Origin of the sequence: Pseudoalteromonas aliena SW19, assembly GCF_014905615.1 — a bacterium.
Lineage (GTDB): Bacteria > Pseudomonadota > Gammaproteobacteria > Enterobacterales > Alteromonadaceae > Pseudoalteromonas > Pseudoalteromonas aliena.
The window spans coordinates 281,674-296,931 of record NZ_AQGU01000026.1 but is presented as its reverse complement, the minus strand read 5'-3'; the positions used below and the strand labels follow the sequence as shown (position 1 = coordinate 296,931).

Annotated in this window: 17 protein-coding genes; 13 read left to right on the top strand and 4 right to left on the bottom strand. The window is 38.5% G+C overall.

What is annotated here, in order from left to right; genetic code table 11:
• Positions 1–53: 53 nt before the first annotated feature.
• On the top strand, positions 54–956 hold the full coding sequence (locus PALI_RS12595) for a LysR substrate-binding domain-containing protein (protein ID WP_193156061.1): 903 nt from the start codon (positions 54–56) through the stop codon (positions 954–956).
• A 5-nt stretch (positions 957–961) separates the two neighbouring features.
• On the opposite strand, the gene PALI_RS12590 is transcribed toward PALI_RS12595, so the two are convergent.
• The gene (locus PALI_RS12590) at positions 962–2,155 is read right to left on the bottom strand and encodes a flagellar assembly protein FlgT (RefSeq protein ID WP_193156060.1); all 1,194 of its coding nucleotides are present in this window, start codon (positions 2,153–2,155) and stop codon (positions 962–964) included.
• A gap of 141 nt (positions 2,156–2,296) precedes the next feature.
• On the opposite strand from PALI_RS12590, the gene PALI_RS12585 reads away from it, so the two are divergent.
• Positions 2,297–2,755: an LPP20 family lipoprotein gene (locus PALI_RS12585; RefSeq protein ID WP_182702497.1), complete on the top strand. Its 459-nt coding sequence runs from the start codon at positions 2,297–2,299 to the stop codon at positions 2,753–2,755.
• A gap of 412 nt (positions 2,756–3,167) precedes the next feature.
• Complete coding sequence (locus PALI_RS12580; RefSeq protein WP_193154366.1) at positions 3,168–4,787, top strand: IS1634 family transposase; 1,620 nt, start codon at positions 3,168–3,170, stop codon at positions 4,785–4,787.
• 130 nt (positions 4,788–4,917) lie between these two features.
• On the opposite strand, the gene flgN is transcribed toward PALI_RS12580, so the two are convergent.
• The 3 genes from flgN to flgA all read right to left on the bottom strand — a co-directional run bounded on the left by flgN (position 4,918) and on the right by flgA (position 6,445).
• A complete protein-coding gene (flgN, locus tag PALI_RS12575) occupies positions 4,918–5,349 on the bottom strand; it encodes a flagellar protein FlgN (RefSeq protein WP_077537200.1) in 432 nt (143 codons plus the stop codon).
• Complete coding sequence (gene flgM, locus PALI_RS12570; RefSeq protein ID WP_077537201.1) at positions 5,342–5,662, bottom strand: flagellar biosynthesis anti-sigma factor FlgM; 321 nt, start codon at positions 5,660–5,662, stop codon at positions 5,342–5,344. The genes flgN and flgM overlap by 8 nt, the downstream gene beginning before the upstream one ends.
• 75 nt (positions 5,663–5,737) lie before the next feature.
• Positions 5,738–6,445 carry a flagellar basal body P-ring formation chaperone FlgA gene (flgA, locus tag PALI_RS12565; protein ID WP_138586409.1) on the bottom strand — a complete coding sequence of 236 codons (708 nt, stop codon included), beginning with the start codon at positions 6,443–6,445 and terminating at the stop codon, positions 5,738–5,740.
• 141 nt (positions 6,446–6,586) lie between these two features.
• On the opposite strand from flgA, the gene PALI_RS12560 reads away from it, so the two are divergent.
• The 10 genes from PALI_RS12560 (at position 6,587) to PALI_RS12515 (ending at position 15,126) form a co-directional block, all read left to right on the top strand.
• A complete protein-coding gene (locus PALI_RS12560) occupies positions 6,587–7,519 on the top strand; it encodes a chemotaxis protein CheV (protein WP_193156059.1) in 933 nt (310 codons plus the stop codon).
• Between the two features lie 20 nt (positions 7,520–7,539).
• Complete coding sequence (locus PALI_RS12555) at positions 7,540–8,373, top strand: CheR family methyltransferase (protein WP_138586407.1); 834 nt, start codon at positions 7,540–7,542, stop codon at positions 8,371–8,373.
• A 139-nt stretch (positions 8,374–8,512) separates the two neighbouring features.
• Positions 8,513–8,923 carry a flagellar basal body rod protein FlgB gene (gene flgB / locus PALI_RS12550; protein WP_077537205.1) on the top strand — a complete coding sequence of 137 codons (411 nt, stop codon included), beginning with the start codon at positions 8,513–8,515 and terminating at the stop codon, positions 8,921–8,923.
• A gap of 2 nt (positions 8,924–8,925) precedes the next feature.
• On the top strand, positions 8,926–9,357 hold the full coding sequence (flgC, locus tag PALI_RS12545) for a flagellar basal body rod protein FlgC (protein WP_077537206.1): 432 nt from the start codon (positions 8,926–8,928) through the stop codon (positions 9,355–9,357).
• Between the two features lie 13 nt (positions 9,358–9,370).
• The gene (locus PALI_RS12540; RefSeq protein ID WP_193156058.1) at positions 9,371–10,048 is read left to right on the top strand and encodes a flagellar hook assembly protein FlgD; all 678 of its coding nucleotides are present in this window, start codon (positions 9,371–9,373) and stop codon (positions 10,046–10,048) included.
• 57 nt (positions 10,049–10,105) lie between these two features.
• Positions 10,106–11,458, top strand: coding sequence for a flagellar hook protein FlgE (flgE, locus tag PALI_RS12535; protein WP_138586405.1), 1,353 nt, complete (start codon positions 10,106–10,108; stop codon positions 11,456–11,458).
• A gap of 306 nt (positions 11,459–11,764) precedes the next feature.
• Positions 11,765–12,508 (top strand): flagellar basal body rod protein FlgF, encoded by a 744-nt coding sequence (locus tag PALI_RS12530; RefSeq protein WP_077537209.1) that lies wholly within the window; start codon positions 11,765–11,767, stop codon positions 12,506–12,508.
• 21 nt (positions 12,509–12,529) lie between these two features.
• Entirely contained in the window at positions 12,530–13,318 is a 789-nt protein-coding gene (flgG, locus tag PALI_RS12525; RefSeq protein WP_077537210.1) for a flagellar basal-body rod protein FlgG, read from the top strand.
• A 17-nt stretch (positions 13,319–13,335) separates the two neighbouring features.
• Entirely contained in the window at positions 13,336–14,019 is a 684-nt protein-coding gene (gene flgH, locus PALI_RS12520) for a flagellar basal body L-ring protein FlgH (protein WP_077537211.1), read from the top strand.
• 12 nt (positions 14,020–14,031) lie between these two features.
• Positions 14,032–15,126 (top strand): flagellar basal body P-ring protein FlgI, encoded by a 1,095-nt coding sequence (locus PALI_RS12515; protein ID WP_193156057.1) that lies wholly within the window; start codon positions 14,032–14,034, stop codon positions 15,124–15,126.
• Positions 15,127–15,258: the final 132 nt, after the last annotated feature.

The following is a 15,258-nucleotide window of genomic DNA, read 5'->3' as shown; positions in this document are numbered from 1 at the left end:
AATCGTTTGTTTGTATTAAACTGATAGCTATAAACTATCACGTAGAGCTGAATATGAACTTAAAAGACTTTGAATACGTAAAAGCAATAGCGCACTATAAGCATTTTCGCAAAGCTGCTGACGCCTGTTTTGTAAGTCAGCCTACATTAAGTGGTCAAGTAAAAAAACTCGAAAATGAGCTTGGCGTTACTTTGTTTGACCGTTCAACTAAGCAGGTTACCTTAACAGTAAAAGGCGCTCGTTTATTGACACAAATAGAGATTATTTTAGAGCAAACGCAAATACTCAAAGAACTTGCCGCTACGTCTAACGAGCCACTGCAAGGCAAGTTGACCATAGGTATTATTCCTACCATTGCGCCTTATTTATTACCTACGTTATTAACATCGATGAAAGCGGCGTTTATTGATAGCCAGTTTTCGTTTATTGAAATGCAAACGGCCACTATTCTTGAGGCCCTTAATAGTGGTCAGCTCGATTTTGCAATTTTAGCCGATGTGCCAGAGCTTAAAAATTACCATACTGTTAATTTATACAAAGAAGACTTTTTGGTTGCTGTCTCGCACGACAATACGTTATCAAAGCATAAAAAAGTATCACTCAGTGACTTACAAGATTGCAGCCTGTTAATGTTAAGTGATGGCCATTGCTTTAAAGATCAAGCCCAAAAGTTTTGTTTTTCTGCCGGTGTTGACGTATCTAATCAGTATCAGGGGAATAGTTTAGAGACTTTACTTGCGCTGGTGGCTATGGATGACGGTATTACATTTGTTCCAAAGTTGGCGTGCACTGAACGTATAGGAATTGATTATTTACCTATATTTCCTAATCAGCAGCGGAATGTGGTGTTTGCATGTAGAAAACATTATCCGCATTTATCGGGCGTTGAACAATTGGGTGAGTGGCTGTCGGCTCACCCTAATTTAAAAGCTAAATTGACTAAAAAAATTAATTAAAATATTTAAAGGTCTTGGCTGATTATTTCTACTACATCGTTAATTTGCACGCCTGGCAGCGGTTTATCATCAATACTGACCGCAATAGCGGTTTGTTGATACAGCTGCTCTACGCGAATTGTATTAAGAGTAGTCACCGTATGGGGCATAATATTACCTGCAGCATCAGTTAAATAATTATGATGTGCAATGCTTAGCATTTGGCCTTTTTTTAGACCATGCGCCTTGCCTAAATTAATAACGACTTTACCGTTTTCCATATGCATTATTTTACCTTGTGTAGGTAGGCATGCCATAGCAGCTTGAATATCGTAGCTTATAGATTGGTTTATATTATTAATATTTTGTCCATAAGCCGACTGCCAAAATTTATCACTATTAACATCGACTATGGCTGTTTTTTTAAATGGCCATACCGCTTGGCTATGGTAGCTGTTTTGCCAAAGTTGTTCGTAGGTAGTGCCGTCAAACAGGACAAGTTCAATGCTGTAACTACGTTGATAGCTTTCGTCTTGCCAAAATGCGTAATCGCTATTTAATTTGTCGCTAGCTGATAAGTTAGTTATTTGGCTAAGTAGAACGTATTGTGCATTACTGCGAGAAGCGATTTCTTCTAGTTGCGCGTTTGAGTAGTCATGCTGCTGAGAAAAGTATTTATCAACTTTAATCGCATTCTTGTAATAGGCTACAGGTACTGCGCTCATTTTTGACTTTTGTAATGAGGTAAAAATATTTTTGCTAACGGCTTTATTTATGTCAAATATTTGACCCAGTCTAGCTTGCTCGCGATGATTAAGCTGACTTTGTGTTACGGCTACAAATTTATTAAAACTGCTTTGTGGGCAGTGCTCTGTTTGAGAAAAAATATCGAGACGTAGTGTAATTGCAAATTTATTGCTGTATTGATTTTCGCTAACAAGTTCAATTTTTTGTATTTCGCCGTGGCTGCTAATTTTTAGCTGATCTTGCATTAACACGCCATCTACTAAGGTTTGCACCGAGCTAACCCGTGCGCCAGAGAACACTAATGCTTGTGTAATCGCATCTTTTATAGCGGCTGATTTGGCAGCGCTCGTATCACCATTTTGAACGTTCGCATGGCCCGTTGATTCATACCACTGCGCTTTAGTAAAAGGGGAGAACGTTAATAATGCCGTTGCACTTAACCCTGCAAATGCCAATGATAAAAACGACTTCATACTTTTACTCCCATTAAACTTTAGCTAGTGTATTGGTTAGAGCAAGGACTGTACCAATATTATGTCAAAGCCTAAAACAACACTATAAATGGCATTAAACGTGCATAAGTTAGGTTAATTAATATTTAAGGGCTAGGTACTATGCGCGTAATTACATTACTTATTACACTTGGCTGTTTAACCTTAAGTGGTTGCAGTAGCGTTTTTGATAAACATGTTGAATATAAATATGTAGAGCCAAATAATTACCCAACTTTAAAAGCAGTAGGGTACGCACCCATTAGCTTGCAACAGGGAAATAATAGCTCACAAAAGCAATTGATGGCTATTAAAGCCTCAAAATTAGAGGCTTACCGAGAGTTAACAGAGCAAGTTTACGGACAACAAATTACCGCAGGCACCACGGTTGAAGGCTCAATAGCAAAAGATGATTACTTACAAAGTAAGGTACATGGCATTATTAAAGGTGCACAAATCATAAAAACCTATGCAGTAAACGATACATATATAACAGAGCTTGAGCTTAATATGAAACGCGTACACGATTTATACATAGGTGAGATTAAACCACGTGAAGTTAAAAAAGTGACTTATTACTAGGGCGTGTTGACCTTTCGTGATTGATTTTGCAGCTGTATGTTTGGTTTTTAGGCAAGGCTGAGCCTGTGAAGTGTGGTGTTCCCCATAAATAGGCGATAACTCGGCATAGATGCCAAACATGTGCTGCCCTCGGGTTTCATCTTAGAAGGGTTACTCATGTTGTTTACTGGTGTATAGAATGGATCGCCTGCAGCTTTGTTCAACTTTTATCTGCTTTATTAGGTTACAAATATCACGCCGCAATTAACACTTATACCAATCGGCATAAGTACTTGAATGATTGAACGAATTAAATTCCCCCATAACGTTGTTAAAACAGACATTGATCAGACCAATTTCAAAAATTTCGATTTAATTTAAACGCTTAATTCTCTTTAATTTGATAAAATAACATCTCAACTTTGAGGTGTATATGAATCTAAAAATCAAACGGTTAGACCATCACGGTATTGTTTCAGGTATTATAGAAGACTTAAAAATTGTCAGCCTTTTAGATCAATACTTACCTCAAGACGATAAACAAGAAATCACCCCCGGTGAAGCTGTAAAAGGCATGATCATGAATGGACTCGGTTTTGCCAATCGACCTTTATCACTCAGCCCTCAATTTTTTACTAACTTGCCTCTTGAACATTTATTTCGTGAAGGGGTTCAAGCATCACATTTTAATCGTCACAAACTTGGTAGAACTCTCGATCAATGCTTCGAGTTTGGCTGTGAAAGCTTATTTTCATTAGTCTCCGGACAAGCATGTGAAATAGAGCAAGTTGATAAAACCTTTGAATCACTTGATACAACGAGTCATTCACTGACAGGTGAATATGCTTTTGATGATGGAGATAGTGATGAAAATGTCATTAAAATTACTCATGGCTATAGCAAGGCTCACCGTCCTGATTTAAAACAAGTCGTACAAGAAATCATTGTTAGCCAAGATGGTGGGATCCCGCTTGCATGTAAAAACTGGGATGGTAACAGCGCAGACACCGCTATTTTTAAAGCGCGAAGTAAGGCGCTTGTTGATGAGTTCACAAAAAGCCAAGCTCCTAAATACCTTGTGGCAGACTGTAAACTTTATCATAAAAGTAATGCTGAGTTTTTAACCAAAATTCAATTTCTCACGCTAGTACCTTCAACAATTTCTCTTGAAAAATCCTCTATAAGTACAGCCATAGCAGCCAACCAATGGGTTAATATTGATGATAATTATCAATATGTTATTGAAGAGGTTGATCATATGGGGATAGAGCAAAGATGGATGATTATTTATTCAAAAGCAGCTAATAGCCGAGCACAAAAAAGCATTGTTCGACAAGTTGAGCGAGCACACACAGGCATCAAAAAAGACCTCTTCCATTTACAAGCTCAACGTTTCGCTTGTCAAACTGACGCACAACGCGCATTAGATAAATTAGCGAAAAAGATGAAGCATCATCAAATAGCGACTCAGCAATTTATTAAGCATAAAGTCTATGAAGGTAAAGGGCGACCTAAAAAAGATGCGCCAGTAAAAAATATTGAATGGCAAATCACGGCAGAAATTGAAGAAAACGAAACCGCAATAAAACAGATTGTAGAACAAAAGTCATGCTTCGTATTAGCAACGAATATTGATAAAGAAGCCCTTTCACCAGTAGGTTTACTTAAGCATTACAAAGCACAATCTGAAGTAGAAAAAGGGTTTAGGTTTTTAAAAGACCCCTTGTTTTTTGTTTCATCATTATTTATCAAAAAGCCAAGTAGAATAGATGCTCTGTTGATGGTGATGACACTTTCATTGTTAGTTTATTCAATTGCGCAAAGACGAATGAGAGCGAATATGAAAAAAGAAAAAGCCACGATCGCGAATCAAATCAATAAAGAAATATCTAACCCAACATTACGTTGGGTCTTTCAGTGTTTTGAGGGAATTAATCTACTCCAGCAAGGCGACAAAATCAGCTTGGATGGTTTTGATGAGTTCAGGGAAAAAATAATAAGGCTCATTGGTGGACATGCGTTGAATTTATATAAAATCCAAAAAGTTGCCTAGGGGTCTGATCAATGCCTGTTAAAATTTTTATTTAGAATAATAAAATTTTAATCTTGAAAGATCACCACGCCCCAATCGAGCATAAAAAAGCCCCACTAATAATATTAGTAGGGCGCTTACAGGTTTAATTTTACGCTTTTAAGTTATGCACTAACTTATTATCAGTATTAATTACGCTACCACCTTGGTCATAGGTCATAGAAGAGGGGGCACCAATCAAAATTTCTTTTAATTGTTTTACGCTAAGTTGGGCTTGATGTGCCGCATGTGCGTTTACATCATTTTGCTTTTGGCATTGCTCAAGTTTTTTGCGTATGAGTGTAATTAAATCTTTAACATTTGATGATTGCTCATCATTACTTGCTATTAGTGTATTTAATTCTTTATCGAGAGAACTTAGCTTAGTTAAAAAAGACATTTTTTGTTGGGCAATTTCTTTTAAACCTTCACCACGTCGCGATGCTATCGAATTAAGTTCTTCGTTCAATAAGTCATGTAAAGAATCCAAGCAATCAACTTGTTCATTAAGCTTAATTGTAATTAAACCGTTATGATCAGCCATACACGTCAAACTCAAAATCAGCTAAATTTTTAGCAAGCTTTTCGTTATCAATTTGGTACTTACCTTCAGTGATTGCTTTTTTCAACTCAGCCACTTTGTCACTATCAAAACCAGTCGACTGTTGCGCTTTGTCTTGAAGTGTTTTTAATTGTTGAGCTTGTGGTGTTATGCTTACCGAGTCGCTTGCAGCTTTAGGTGAAGCAGACTGAGCCACTTGTGTATTTGTATTATCTCTTTGTAAATCAACTTTTTGCTGTTTAGTGTTAGTTAAAACACTTGCTTGTTGATTACCTTTATTAACTTGATTGACCATAATAATAAACCTGTATATTACCCAACTATGCTAAGTTATCGGCATATCCATAGGATACTTTAGTATAAATTTATATTAAATATTCACTTGTACGGACTCTACACCATCTACTCGTGCATTTAAAACTTTACCTGTTTTTTTGTTCTTAACATTTATTTGCTCACCAAGTATTCCATCTTCTAAAGCAATACCTGAGGTTTTTACTCTAAGTCCTTTAATATTAGCATAAATAGTGACAGGGTCGCCTTTACAGACCATACATATTTGATTCAATAATACGGGCGTGCCGCTTCTTATATTTCGCTTACTGCGACTGCCAATAAGTACTTTTAGATCATCTAAGTATTGCGCTCTAATAAAATGCGTGGGTTTCATCTCAATGGTGAGGTGAGAGCTTGTTATAATTTCACCTCGCGCTAAATTTGTGCTCGTGACCACAACTGGCGCCATTTCGACTATTCTAACGTGTACGTATTGTGCCCAGCTTTGCGCATCGTTACATTTTATCTGTAGTGTAACTTGGCGATTAAAGGGGGGATCGCTAGGAATTAAAAGCTCAGGCTCCGTGTTACAGGTACGATCTGGTATGCGACTATCCAGTGGTAAAGCACTTAAGTCTAGCTGCGTATCGTTTGAAATATTAATTTGAGCTGCAACATAAGATATAGCCATCTCCTGCAGTAAATCTTTATCAAAGACTTTGGCTTGTACAGAGAATACTAAACTGAGGCTAGCAACAAAATAAAAAACACTGTATCTTCTGATTTTTTTTAACAAACTCATAATGTTTCGACTATGCTTATGGTTTCAAACAGGGTATAAATATTTTGCGTCAAAAAAAAGACGCTCCCGTGATGTTATGTAAGCTTTATAAACAGAAAGCAATTATCATTCCGTAATACTTGTTTTCTTTAGGAGATTTGAATGGCAGGCATTTTAGACTCAGTAAACCAGCGCACTCAGTTGGTTGGGCAGAACCGCCTAGAATTACTATTATTTAAGCTCAGGGGTAGGCAGCGTTTTGGTATTAACGTATTTAAAGTGAGAGAAGTGCTTCAATGTCCTCCACTAACGAGTATGCCAAAGTCTAATCCTTATATTCGTGGTGTTGCTCATATTCGTGGTCAAACTATCTCAGTTATTGATCTGTCTATGGCTGTGGGTGGACGCCCAATCGAAAATATTACAGACAGTTTTATAATAATCGCTGAATATAACCGAACAGTACAAGGCTTTTTAGTTGGCGGTGTAGAGCGTATCGTAAATATGAATTGGGAAAAAATAATGCCTCCACCATCAGGTGCAGGGCGCTATTCATATTTAACAGCGGTAACTGAAATAGAAAATGAGCTTGTTGAAATACTTGACGTAGAAAAAATACTTAATGAAATTTGCCCTGTGAATACAGAAGTAAGCGCTGAAGTTGCAGAAAGTGGTGACATGCAAAAAGATTTAGGTGAGCGAATTATTTTTATTGCTGATGACTCCGCTGTTGCACGTAACCAAGTTAAAAGAGCGCTAGAGCCTTTAGGTGTTCAAATAGAGCTTGCCAAAAATGGTAAAGAAGCACTCATTCGATTAAAAGAAATAGCAAAGCTTGATTGTAAAAATGATATTACGGAACGTGTTGCGCTACTTATATCTGATGTAGAAATGCCAGAAATGGATGGATATACGTTAACCGCAGAAATAAAAGCAGATCCTAAGCTTGCTCCATTGCATGTTATTTTACATACTTCTTTAAGTGGTGTTTTTAACCAAGCAATGATTGAAAAGGTTGGTGCAGATGATTTTATTGCGAAATTCAACCCAGATGAACTAGCTACAGCAGTTAAAAAATGGGTTCATTGTGATTAATCTGAATAGGTGTCATTAACTTGAATAATAAAGATTTGCAGCAAGGTGAATACGATCAATTTCGTTTGTTTTTAGAGCAACAGTGCGGCATTGTTTTAGGCGAAAATAAACAGTACTTAGTTAAAAGTCGGCTCGCCCCGTTAATGGCTCGATTCAATGTAGAATCTTTATCGCAATTAGTTAGTAAGACGCTTGGTCCACATGAGCGTCAACTTCGTGCTGCTGTCGTTGATGCAATGACAACCAACGAAACATTGTGGTTTAGAGATCAATATCCATTTGAGCTTCTTCAAAGTAAGCTGTTCCCAGAATTTAAAGATTTGAAGCGGCCATTAAAAATTTGGTCTGCGGCCAGCTCTTCAGGGCAAGAACCTTATTCTATTGCGATGTCTGTGTCTGAATATCAATCTAAACAGTCCAATGCGTTACGTATGGGGGCTCAAATCATTGGCACTGATATTTCTAATACTATGCTGGATATGTGTAAAAATGGCGAATATGACGCCCTTGCTTTAGCACGAGGGCTTTCAGCTGAACGCCGCAAAAAGTTTTTTAAAGACAGCGGCAATGGCATGGCACAAATAAATGATACGGTTAAAAAACAAGTGAGCTTTAGGCACCTAAACTTACTTGATTCTTATGCGTTAATGGGTAAGTTTGATATTATTTTTTGCCGTAATGTGCTGATTTACTTTGCACCTGAGATAAAAGCTAAAATTATTAAACAATTTGCTCAGGCACTTAATCCAAAAGGCTACCTATTTTTGGGCGCATCGGAGTCGATGACCGGATTGAGTGATGAATTTGATATGGTACGCTGCAATCCCGGAATTATTTACCAAAAGAAAGTTTAATGTTCTCCTCTTCTATAAAATGACACTTTCAGTGTCATTTTTCTTTTAAATACATCCCCTTATAAAAATAGCTTTGTTGCTTTTATATATGGCTTATTTTTTGCTTTATATAAGACAAGTCAATTTTTTGGAGATGGTCATGGCTATCAGTTTTGATAAAGCATTAGGTTTGCATCCGCAAGCGATGTTAATCCGTTCAAAAAGAGCAGAAGTAATTGCAGCCAATATTGCAAATGCTGATACGCCGGGATACAAAGCAAAAGATATCGATTTTGCCACAGCATTAAAAGCGGCAAAATCAAACCAACAAAGCGGCAATACAATGGTTAGAACCAATGCTAAACATATTGCTGGTGGGACTCGTAGTGTTGGTAATTCTGAGTTATTTCGTATGCCAAATCAAACAGATACGGGCGATGGTAACTCTGTTGATATACAAGTGGAACGAAACTTGTATACACAGAATGCTATGGAGTATCAGGCCAGCTTACAGTTTCTAGGTGGCAAATTTAAAGGTCTGAAAAAAGCACTCGGTAGTCAAGGAGCCTAATTATGAGTTTATACAATGTTTTTGATATAGCCGGTTCAGGTATGAGCGCACAGAATGTGCGTTTAAATACCACGGCTAGTAATATCTCGAATGCAAATACGATTAGTTCTTCTCAAGACAAAACGTACCGAGCAAGGCAACCTGTGTTTGCAGCTGAGCTGACTAAGGCGTCAGCATCAGTAAGTAATCCACAGGGATCGGCTGTTGGCGTTAAAGTGTTAGGCGTTGTTGAAAGTAACAAGCCATTACAAATTGAATATAACCCAAACCATCCAAGTGCGGATGAAAATGGCTATATTTATAAACCTAACGTTAATGTTGTTGAGGAGATGGCTAATATGATCTCAGCCTCTCGCTCCTATGAAACAAACGTGCAAGTTGCAGATGCAGCTAAGCAAATGTTAAGTAAAACACTGCTATTGGGCCAGCGGTAAATGAGGGTAGACCATGAGTAACGATATTAATACCTCTACATCCTATACGGACTCTTTGCGTTGGCAGGATACACAGCCGGAAACTGCAAAGAAAAGTGATGCATTAACCCAAGAAGATTTCTTCTCGTTGTTAACGCAGCAGTTGTCGTTTCAAGATCCCAGCAAGCCAGCTGACAATGATCAAATGATTGCGCAAATGACAAATTTTACCATGGCTGAAGGTATCTCAAATCTAAATTCAAAATTTGAGTCTTTGGCAGCTTCAATGACCTCCAACTCGGCGTTGCAGGCATCAACACTTGTTGGTAAGAAGGCATTAATCGGATCAAGTACATTAGAGCTTAACAGCAGTGGTGAAGCCAAAGGCACAATCGCAGCTGAAAAGCCTGTTAAAGATTTGAAACTCAGTATTACGGATGCGTCAGGACAACTTGTTAGAACTATTGAGTTAGGCACTCAAGCAGCGGGTGGCATACGATTTAACTGGGATGGAAAAAATGAAGCTGGCGAAAGTCTTCCTACGGGAGAATATAGCATAAAAGCTGAAGGGAGTATGGGGGAGGAGTTTACAAGCTTGCCTATAGCCTCATATAAAAACATTGAGAGCGTAAGTATTAATGGTGCTAATGGCATTATTCTTAACACCAAAGAAGGTGCGATTAAGCTGACTGATGTCGCAGAAATTGCATAAAGTATTTAAAGTATATTTCTAGCCTAAGGCTAAATATTAATAGTTTAGAGGTCAATTATGAGCTTCAATATTGCGTTAACTGGCATCGCTGCCGCACAAAAAGATTTGGATGTTACTGCTAATAACATTGCTAATGTAAATACCACTGGCTTTAAAGAGTCTCGCGCTGAATTTGCTGATGTTTATGCATCGTCAGTGTTTACTTCAGGTAAAACTAAAGCTGGGGATGGTGTGCAAACAACATCGGTATCTCAACAATTTCACCAAGGTTCAACTTTAGGTACGAAAAATTCGCTCGACCTTGCTATTGGTGGTGATGGATACTTTGCGCTTAGTTCAGAGCTTGGCTCACAAGATCAAACCTTTACTCGTGCTGGTGCATTTAAATTAAATAAAGATAATTTTATCGTTGATTCACAGGGTAATTTTTTACAAGGTTTCCCTGTTGATGCAGTCAGTGGCGATGCAACATCGGTGAGCTTAAGTACCTCTACAGCAATCCAGATCCCTGACTCATCTGGTTCACCGCGTGCTACAACAAATGTGTATTCATCGTTTAGATTGGACTCAACCAAAGCGCCACCATCAATTACGCCATTTGACCCAACTCAAACGGGGTCATTTACTCACTCTACCTCAACGAACGTGTACGATTCGTTAGGTGAAGCACATACAATGCAATTGTATTTTGTGAAAACAGACTCGACTGTTACAGGTAATGCTAACGAATGGCAAACCTTTGCCACATTAGACGGTCAACCATTTAACCCAGATGGTAGTGCACAACCTACAGCGCCGTATAACCCAATTTCAACATTCCAGTTTGATGCTAATGGCATACCACTTAATACCAATGGTGCATTAAATACAGGAAATACATTCAACCCAGTCACGTTAACTGGTGCAAATATATCAGGACTTTTGAGTAATGGCGCAAGCTTTCCTAATGATGTAACAATAAATTGGCGTGACGAAGCTGGTACATCTTCAAAAATACCAACACAGCATGCAGGGGCTTTTGAAAATAAAGTATTAGATCAAGATGGTGCCGCAGTAGGTCGATTAGCGAATATTGATATTGGCGTAGATGGAAAAATTGTTGCTTCTTACAGTAATGGCGACTCTACCTATTTAGGGCAAGTCGCATTAACTCGTTTTTCTAATTCTCAAGGCCTACAACAAGTCGGAAATACTTCTTGGAAGAAAAGTTTAACTTCTGGTGAGCCGATAGCCGGTGAAGCTAATTCAGGTGCATTTGGCAAAATTAACTCATCAGCATTAGAGCAATCAAATGTTAATTTAACAAATGAGCTTGTTGATTTAATTAGTGCACAACGTAACTTCCAAGCCAATTCACGTGCGCTGGAAGTGAATTCAACACTACAGCAAGCCATTTTACAGATACGATAATTTAAATTTTTATCGACTAAATACTAGGCTGCCTTGTTGCAGCCTTTTTTATTATCTGGAGTTAGAATAATAGGATATAAAAATCATCTATTTCGACAGCGATTTTTTATCATTATTAGACAGAAAATTAGCTTAAGTGGTGTCACCATTTTTATTTTTAATACAGGGTGATTGCATCAAAATAGCTGCCTTTAGCTTGATATAACTACCATTATCCCCCTCAAAACGCGTCAATTTCAATTTCATACTTCTTTGGCATCTATTTTGCATTTACTTAATTAGAGATTTTTTATGTGAGTCGATGTTATGGACAAAATGGTCTACATTGCGGCGTCTGGTGCAAAACAAAGCCTGCAAGGGTTAGCACTTAAAGCCAATAATTTGGCGAATGCTAATACAACTGGGTTTAAATCCGATTTTGCACAAGCGCGTTCTATGCAAGCGTTTGGTGAGGGTTTACCAACGCGTGTATTTTCAATGCAAGAACGTCCTGGTTCAAACATGGCATCGGGCGGTATTATTCAAACCGGTCGTGACTTAGATATCGCAATGAGTGATAACGCTTGGCTTAGTGTGCAAGATGCATCAGGAAATGAGGCATATACAAAAGTAGGTACGCTCAACATCACAGCCGAAGGCATGCTAGTTACAAGCGGTGGTCGTCAAGTTATTGGCGAAGGTGGTCCCGTTATATTACCAGTGCCAATTGAAAAAATTGCATTTAGTGAAGACGGTGCAATTCAAGTTCGTCCGCAAGGCGCACCCGCTACTTTTTTAGAAGAGATAGGTAGACTTAAAGTAGTCGAAGCAAATAACGCACAGCTTGAAAAAGGCAATGATGGTTTATTTAGACCAAAGCCAGATCAAACTGTTGAGACGTCTGCCAATGTAAAAGTATTGAGTGGTAGCTTAGAGATGTCGAATGTGAATCCAGTTCACGAAATGGTCGATATGATCAGCCATCAACGCCAATTTGAATTACAAGTGAAACTAATGAAAACAGCTGAACAAATTGACGAACGTCAAGATCAGTTATTACGCATAGTTTAGCTTTAAAGTGAGGACATTATTATGAATCCAGCATTGTGGATAAGTAAAACAGGGCTTGATGCTCAACAAACTGATATTTCGGTTATTTCAAATAACTTAGCCAACGCAAGTACTGTTGGTTATAAAAAGAGCCGCGCAATTTTTGAAGATTTACTCTATCAAAATATTAATCAACCAGGTGGGCGTTCGTCGCAAGACACTGAAATGCCATCTGGTTTAATGCTTGGCGCTGGTGCGAAAGTGGTTGCTAACCAAAAGAACTTCTCACAAGGCAACATGTTAACTACTGAAAACTCATTAGATTGGATGATTTCAGGTCCTGGCTTTTTTGAAGTGCTGCAACCAGACGGCAATATTGCTTATTCACGTAATGGACAATTTACAACTGACGGTAACGGACGAATTGTAACCTCGGGTGCGGGTTATGTTGTTCAGCCAGAAATGAATGTGCCAGATGACGCAAAGTCGATAACTATATCTCAAGATGGTGAAGTGTCAGTTAAAGTTGGAGGGCAAGCCGAAAACGTTGTTATTGGTCAGCTGACGATTAGTGACTTTATCAATCCATCTGGTCTGGAGCCTGTAGGGCAAAACTTATATACCGAAACGGCAGTAAGTGGTGCGCCTGTACAAGGCAATCCAGGTGTTGAGGGGTTAGGTACAATTATTCAAGGCTCACTTGAAACGTCAAACGTCAATGTAACCGAAGAATTAGTAAACCTAATTGAAACCCAGCGAATTTATGAAATGAACTCAAAAGTAATTTCAGCAGTTGATGAAATGATGAGTTATATCAATCAGCAATTATAAGGTTTAAGGGGCAGTTTATGCGTAATATTATGCTATTTACAGCAGGCACTTTGCTTTTAAGTGGCTGTATATCAACACCTAATAGTGAGGTAGTTCAAGACGACCCTTACTACGCACCAATGTACCCTGAACCTAATTTAGAGCCCGTTGTAGCAACGGGATCGTTGTTTAATGTAAACGTATCTAACGACTTGTATGCAGATAGAAAAGCACTGCGCACTGGCGATATTATTACGGTTAAACTACAAGAATCGACTCAAGCTACAAAAGCGGCAAAAACAGAAACAGATAAAGAAACCGATGCAAGCCTTGACCCTGTTGTTGGCTTGGGAGGGTTACCGGTAAATATTGGCGGTGACAGTATTCAATTTGGTATTGGCAGCGACTCTTCTTTTAAAGGGGATTCAAAATCAAACCAGTCAAACAGCTTGGTTGGCGATATATCTGTAAACGTAATGCGTGTTTTACCAAACGGAAATTTAGTTATCCGTGGTGAAAAATGGTTAACGCTTAATACTGGTGAAGAGTTTATTCGTCTAGAAGGCTTAGTCCGCCCGCAAGATGTAACCTCAGATAACACCGTAGAATCAAACCGAATTGCTAATGCACGTATTCAGTATTCGGGTAAAGGGCAAACGCAAGAAGCGCAAACAGCCGGTTGGTTAACACGCTTTTTCACAAGCTCACTCTTTCCTTTTTAGAGGACATTCAATATGAATGGATTTAAATTTTTCTGTTTAATCGTTTTATTCGCAAGCCAATTTTCGGCCAATGCAGAACGTATTAAAGATATCTCTATGGTGGAAGGTGTGCGCTCTAACCAATTAGTTGGTTATGGTTTAGTGGTTGGTTTACCTGGCACTGGCGAACAAAGTCAGTTCACACAACAAAGCTTTAAAGGAATGTTAAGTAATTTTGGTATTACATTACCTGCTAATTTAAAGCCTAAAATTAAAAATGTCGCAGCTGTTGCAGTACACGCAGAACTGCCTGCATTTAGAAAACCTGGGCAAACAATCGATATTACAGTCTCATCTATCGGTAGCGCAGGTAGTTTGCGCGGAGGGACTTTAATACAAACGTTTTTAAAAGGTGTTGATGGCAATGTATACGCTATTGCGCAGGGAAGTCTTATTGTTGGAGGGTTAGGTGCGCAGGGTCTAGACGGCAGTAAGGTCGTTATTAATACTCCGACTGTGGGCCGAATTCCTAATGGTGCAACAGTCGAGCGGGCTGTTAAAAGTCCCTTTATGCAAGGGGATTACATTACTTTCAACTTAAATCGTCCAGATTTTACAACCGCAAAACGCCTAGAAAAAACGATAAATGATTTGGTTGGCCCAAATAGCGCTCAAGCAATTGATTCGGTCTCTATTCGTGTAATTGCCCCAAGAGATGCATCACAACGTGTATCGTATTTATCAACGCTTGAAAATTTAGAATTTAAACCGGCTGATATGGCGGCAAAAATTATAGTTAATTCACGTACGGGCACTATCGTAATAGGTAAGAATGTGAAATTACAGCCAGCGGCTATAACGCATGGCGGGTTAACCGTCACTATTGCTGAGCAACAAAACGTATCGCAACCAAATCCGCTAAGCGAAGGTGAAACTGTTGTAACGCAACAAAGTATTATTGATGTTAAGCAAGATGACTCTCGCGCCTTTGTATTTAACCCAGGTGTCAGCCTTGATGATTTGGTGCGTGCAATTAATGAAGTTGGCGCAGCACCGGGTGATCTAATGGCTATTCTTGAAGCATTAAAAGAAGCAGGGGCTATTAACGGCCAGCTAGTGGTTATATAAATCGTTAAAAATAAGTCCTAGAAAACTATTTTTTAGGACTTAACTTGTACATTTCCCACCAACATAGTTTTATCACATATTAAGTGGTTCAATTTTTGCATTCTAATTCGTATTATTCATTATTGTGTCAAA

Bases quoted from the DNA above. Each gene is read 5' to 3' on its own strand.
- PALI_RS12595 (WP_193156061.1), top strand. From the start codon at position 54: ATGAACTTAAAAGACTTTGAATACGTAAAAGCAATAGCGCACTATAAG.
- PALI_RS12515 (WP_193156057.1), top strand. From the start codon at position 14,032: ATGAATGGATTTAAATTTTTCTGTTTAATCGTTTTATTCGCAAGCCAA.
- flgB (WP_077537205.1), top strand. From the start codon at position 8,513: ATGGCTATCAGTTTTGATAAAGCATTAGGTTTGCATCCGCAAGCGATG.
- flgA (WP_138586409.1), bottom strand. From the start codon at position 6,445: ATGAGTTTGTTAAAAAAAATCAGAAGATACAGTGTTTTTTATTTTGTT.
- PALI_RS12580 (WP_193154366.1), top strand. From the start codon at position 3,168: ATGAATCTAAAAATCAAACGGTTAGACCATCACGGTATTGTTTCAGGT.
- flgH (WP_077537211.1), top strand. From the start codon at position 13,336: ATGCGTAATATTATGCTATTTACAGCAGGCACTTTGCTTTTAAGTGGC.
- flgG (WP_077537210.1), top strand. From the start codon at position 12,530: ATGAATCCAGCATTGTGGATAAGTAAAACAGGGCTTGATGCTCAACAA.
- PALI_RS12560 (WP_193156059.1), top strand. From the start codon at position 6,587: ATGGCAGGCATTTTAGACTCAGTAAACCAGCGCACTCAGTTGGTTGGG.
- flgM (WP_077537201.1), bottom strand. From the start codon at position 5,662: ATGGTCAATCAAGTTAATAAAGGTAATCAACAAGCAAGTGTTTTAACT.
- PALI_RS12590 (WP_193156060.1), bottom strand. From the start codon at position 2,155: ATGAAGTCGTTTTTATCATTGGCATTTGCAGGGTTAAGTGCAACGGCA.
- flgN (WP_077537200.1), bottom strand. From the start codon at position 5,349: ATGGCTGATCATAACGGTTTAATTACAATTAAGCTTAATGAACAAGTT.
- PALI_RS12540 (WP_193156058.1), top strand. From the start codon at position 9,371: ATGAGTAACGATATTAATACCTCTACATCCTATACGGACTCTTTGCGT.
- flgE (WP_138586405.1), top strand. From the start codon at position 10,106: ATGAGCTTCAATATTGCGTTAACTGGCATCGCTGCCGCACAAAAAGAT.
- PALI_RS12585 (WP_182702497.1), top strand. From the start codon at position 2,297: ATGCGCGTAATTACATTACTTATTACACTTGGCTGTTTAACCTTAAGT.
- PALI_RS12530 (WP_077537209.1), top strand. From the start codon at position 11,765: ATGGACAAAATGGTCTACATTGCGGCGTCTGGTGCAAAACAAAGCCTG.
- flgC (WP_077537206.1), top strand. From the start codon at position 8,926: ATGAGTTTATACAATGTTTTTGATATAGCCGGTTCAGGTATGAGCGCA.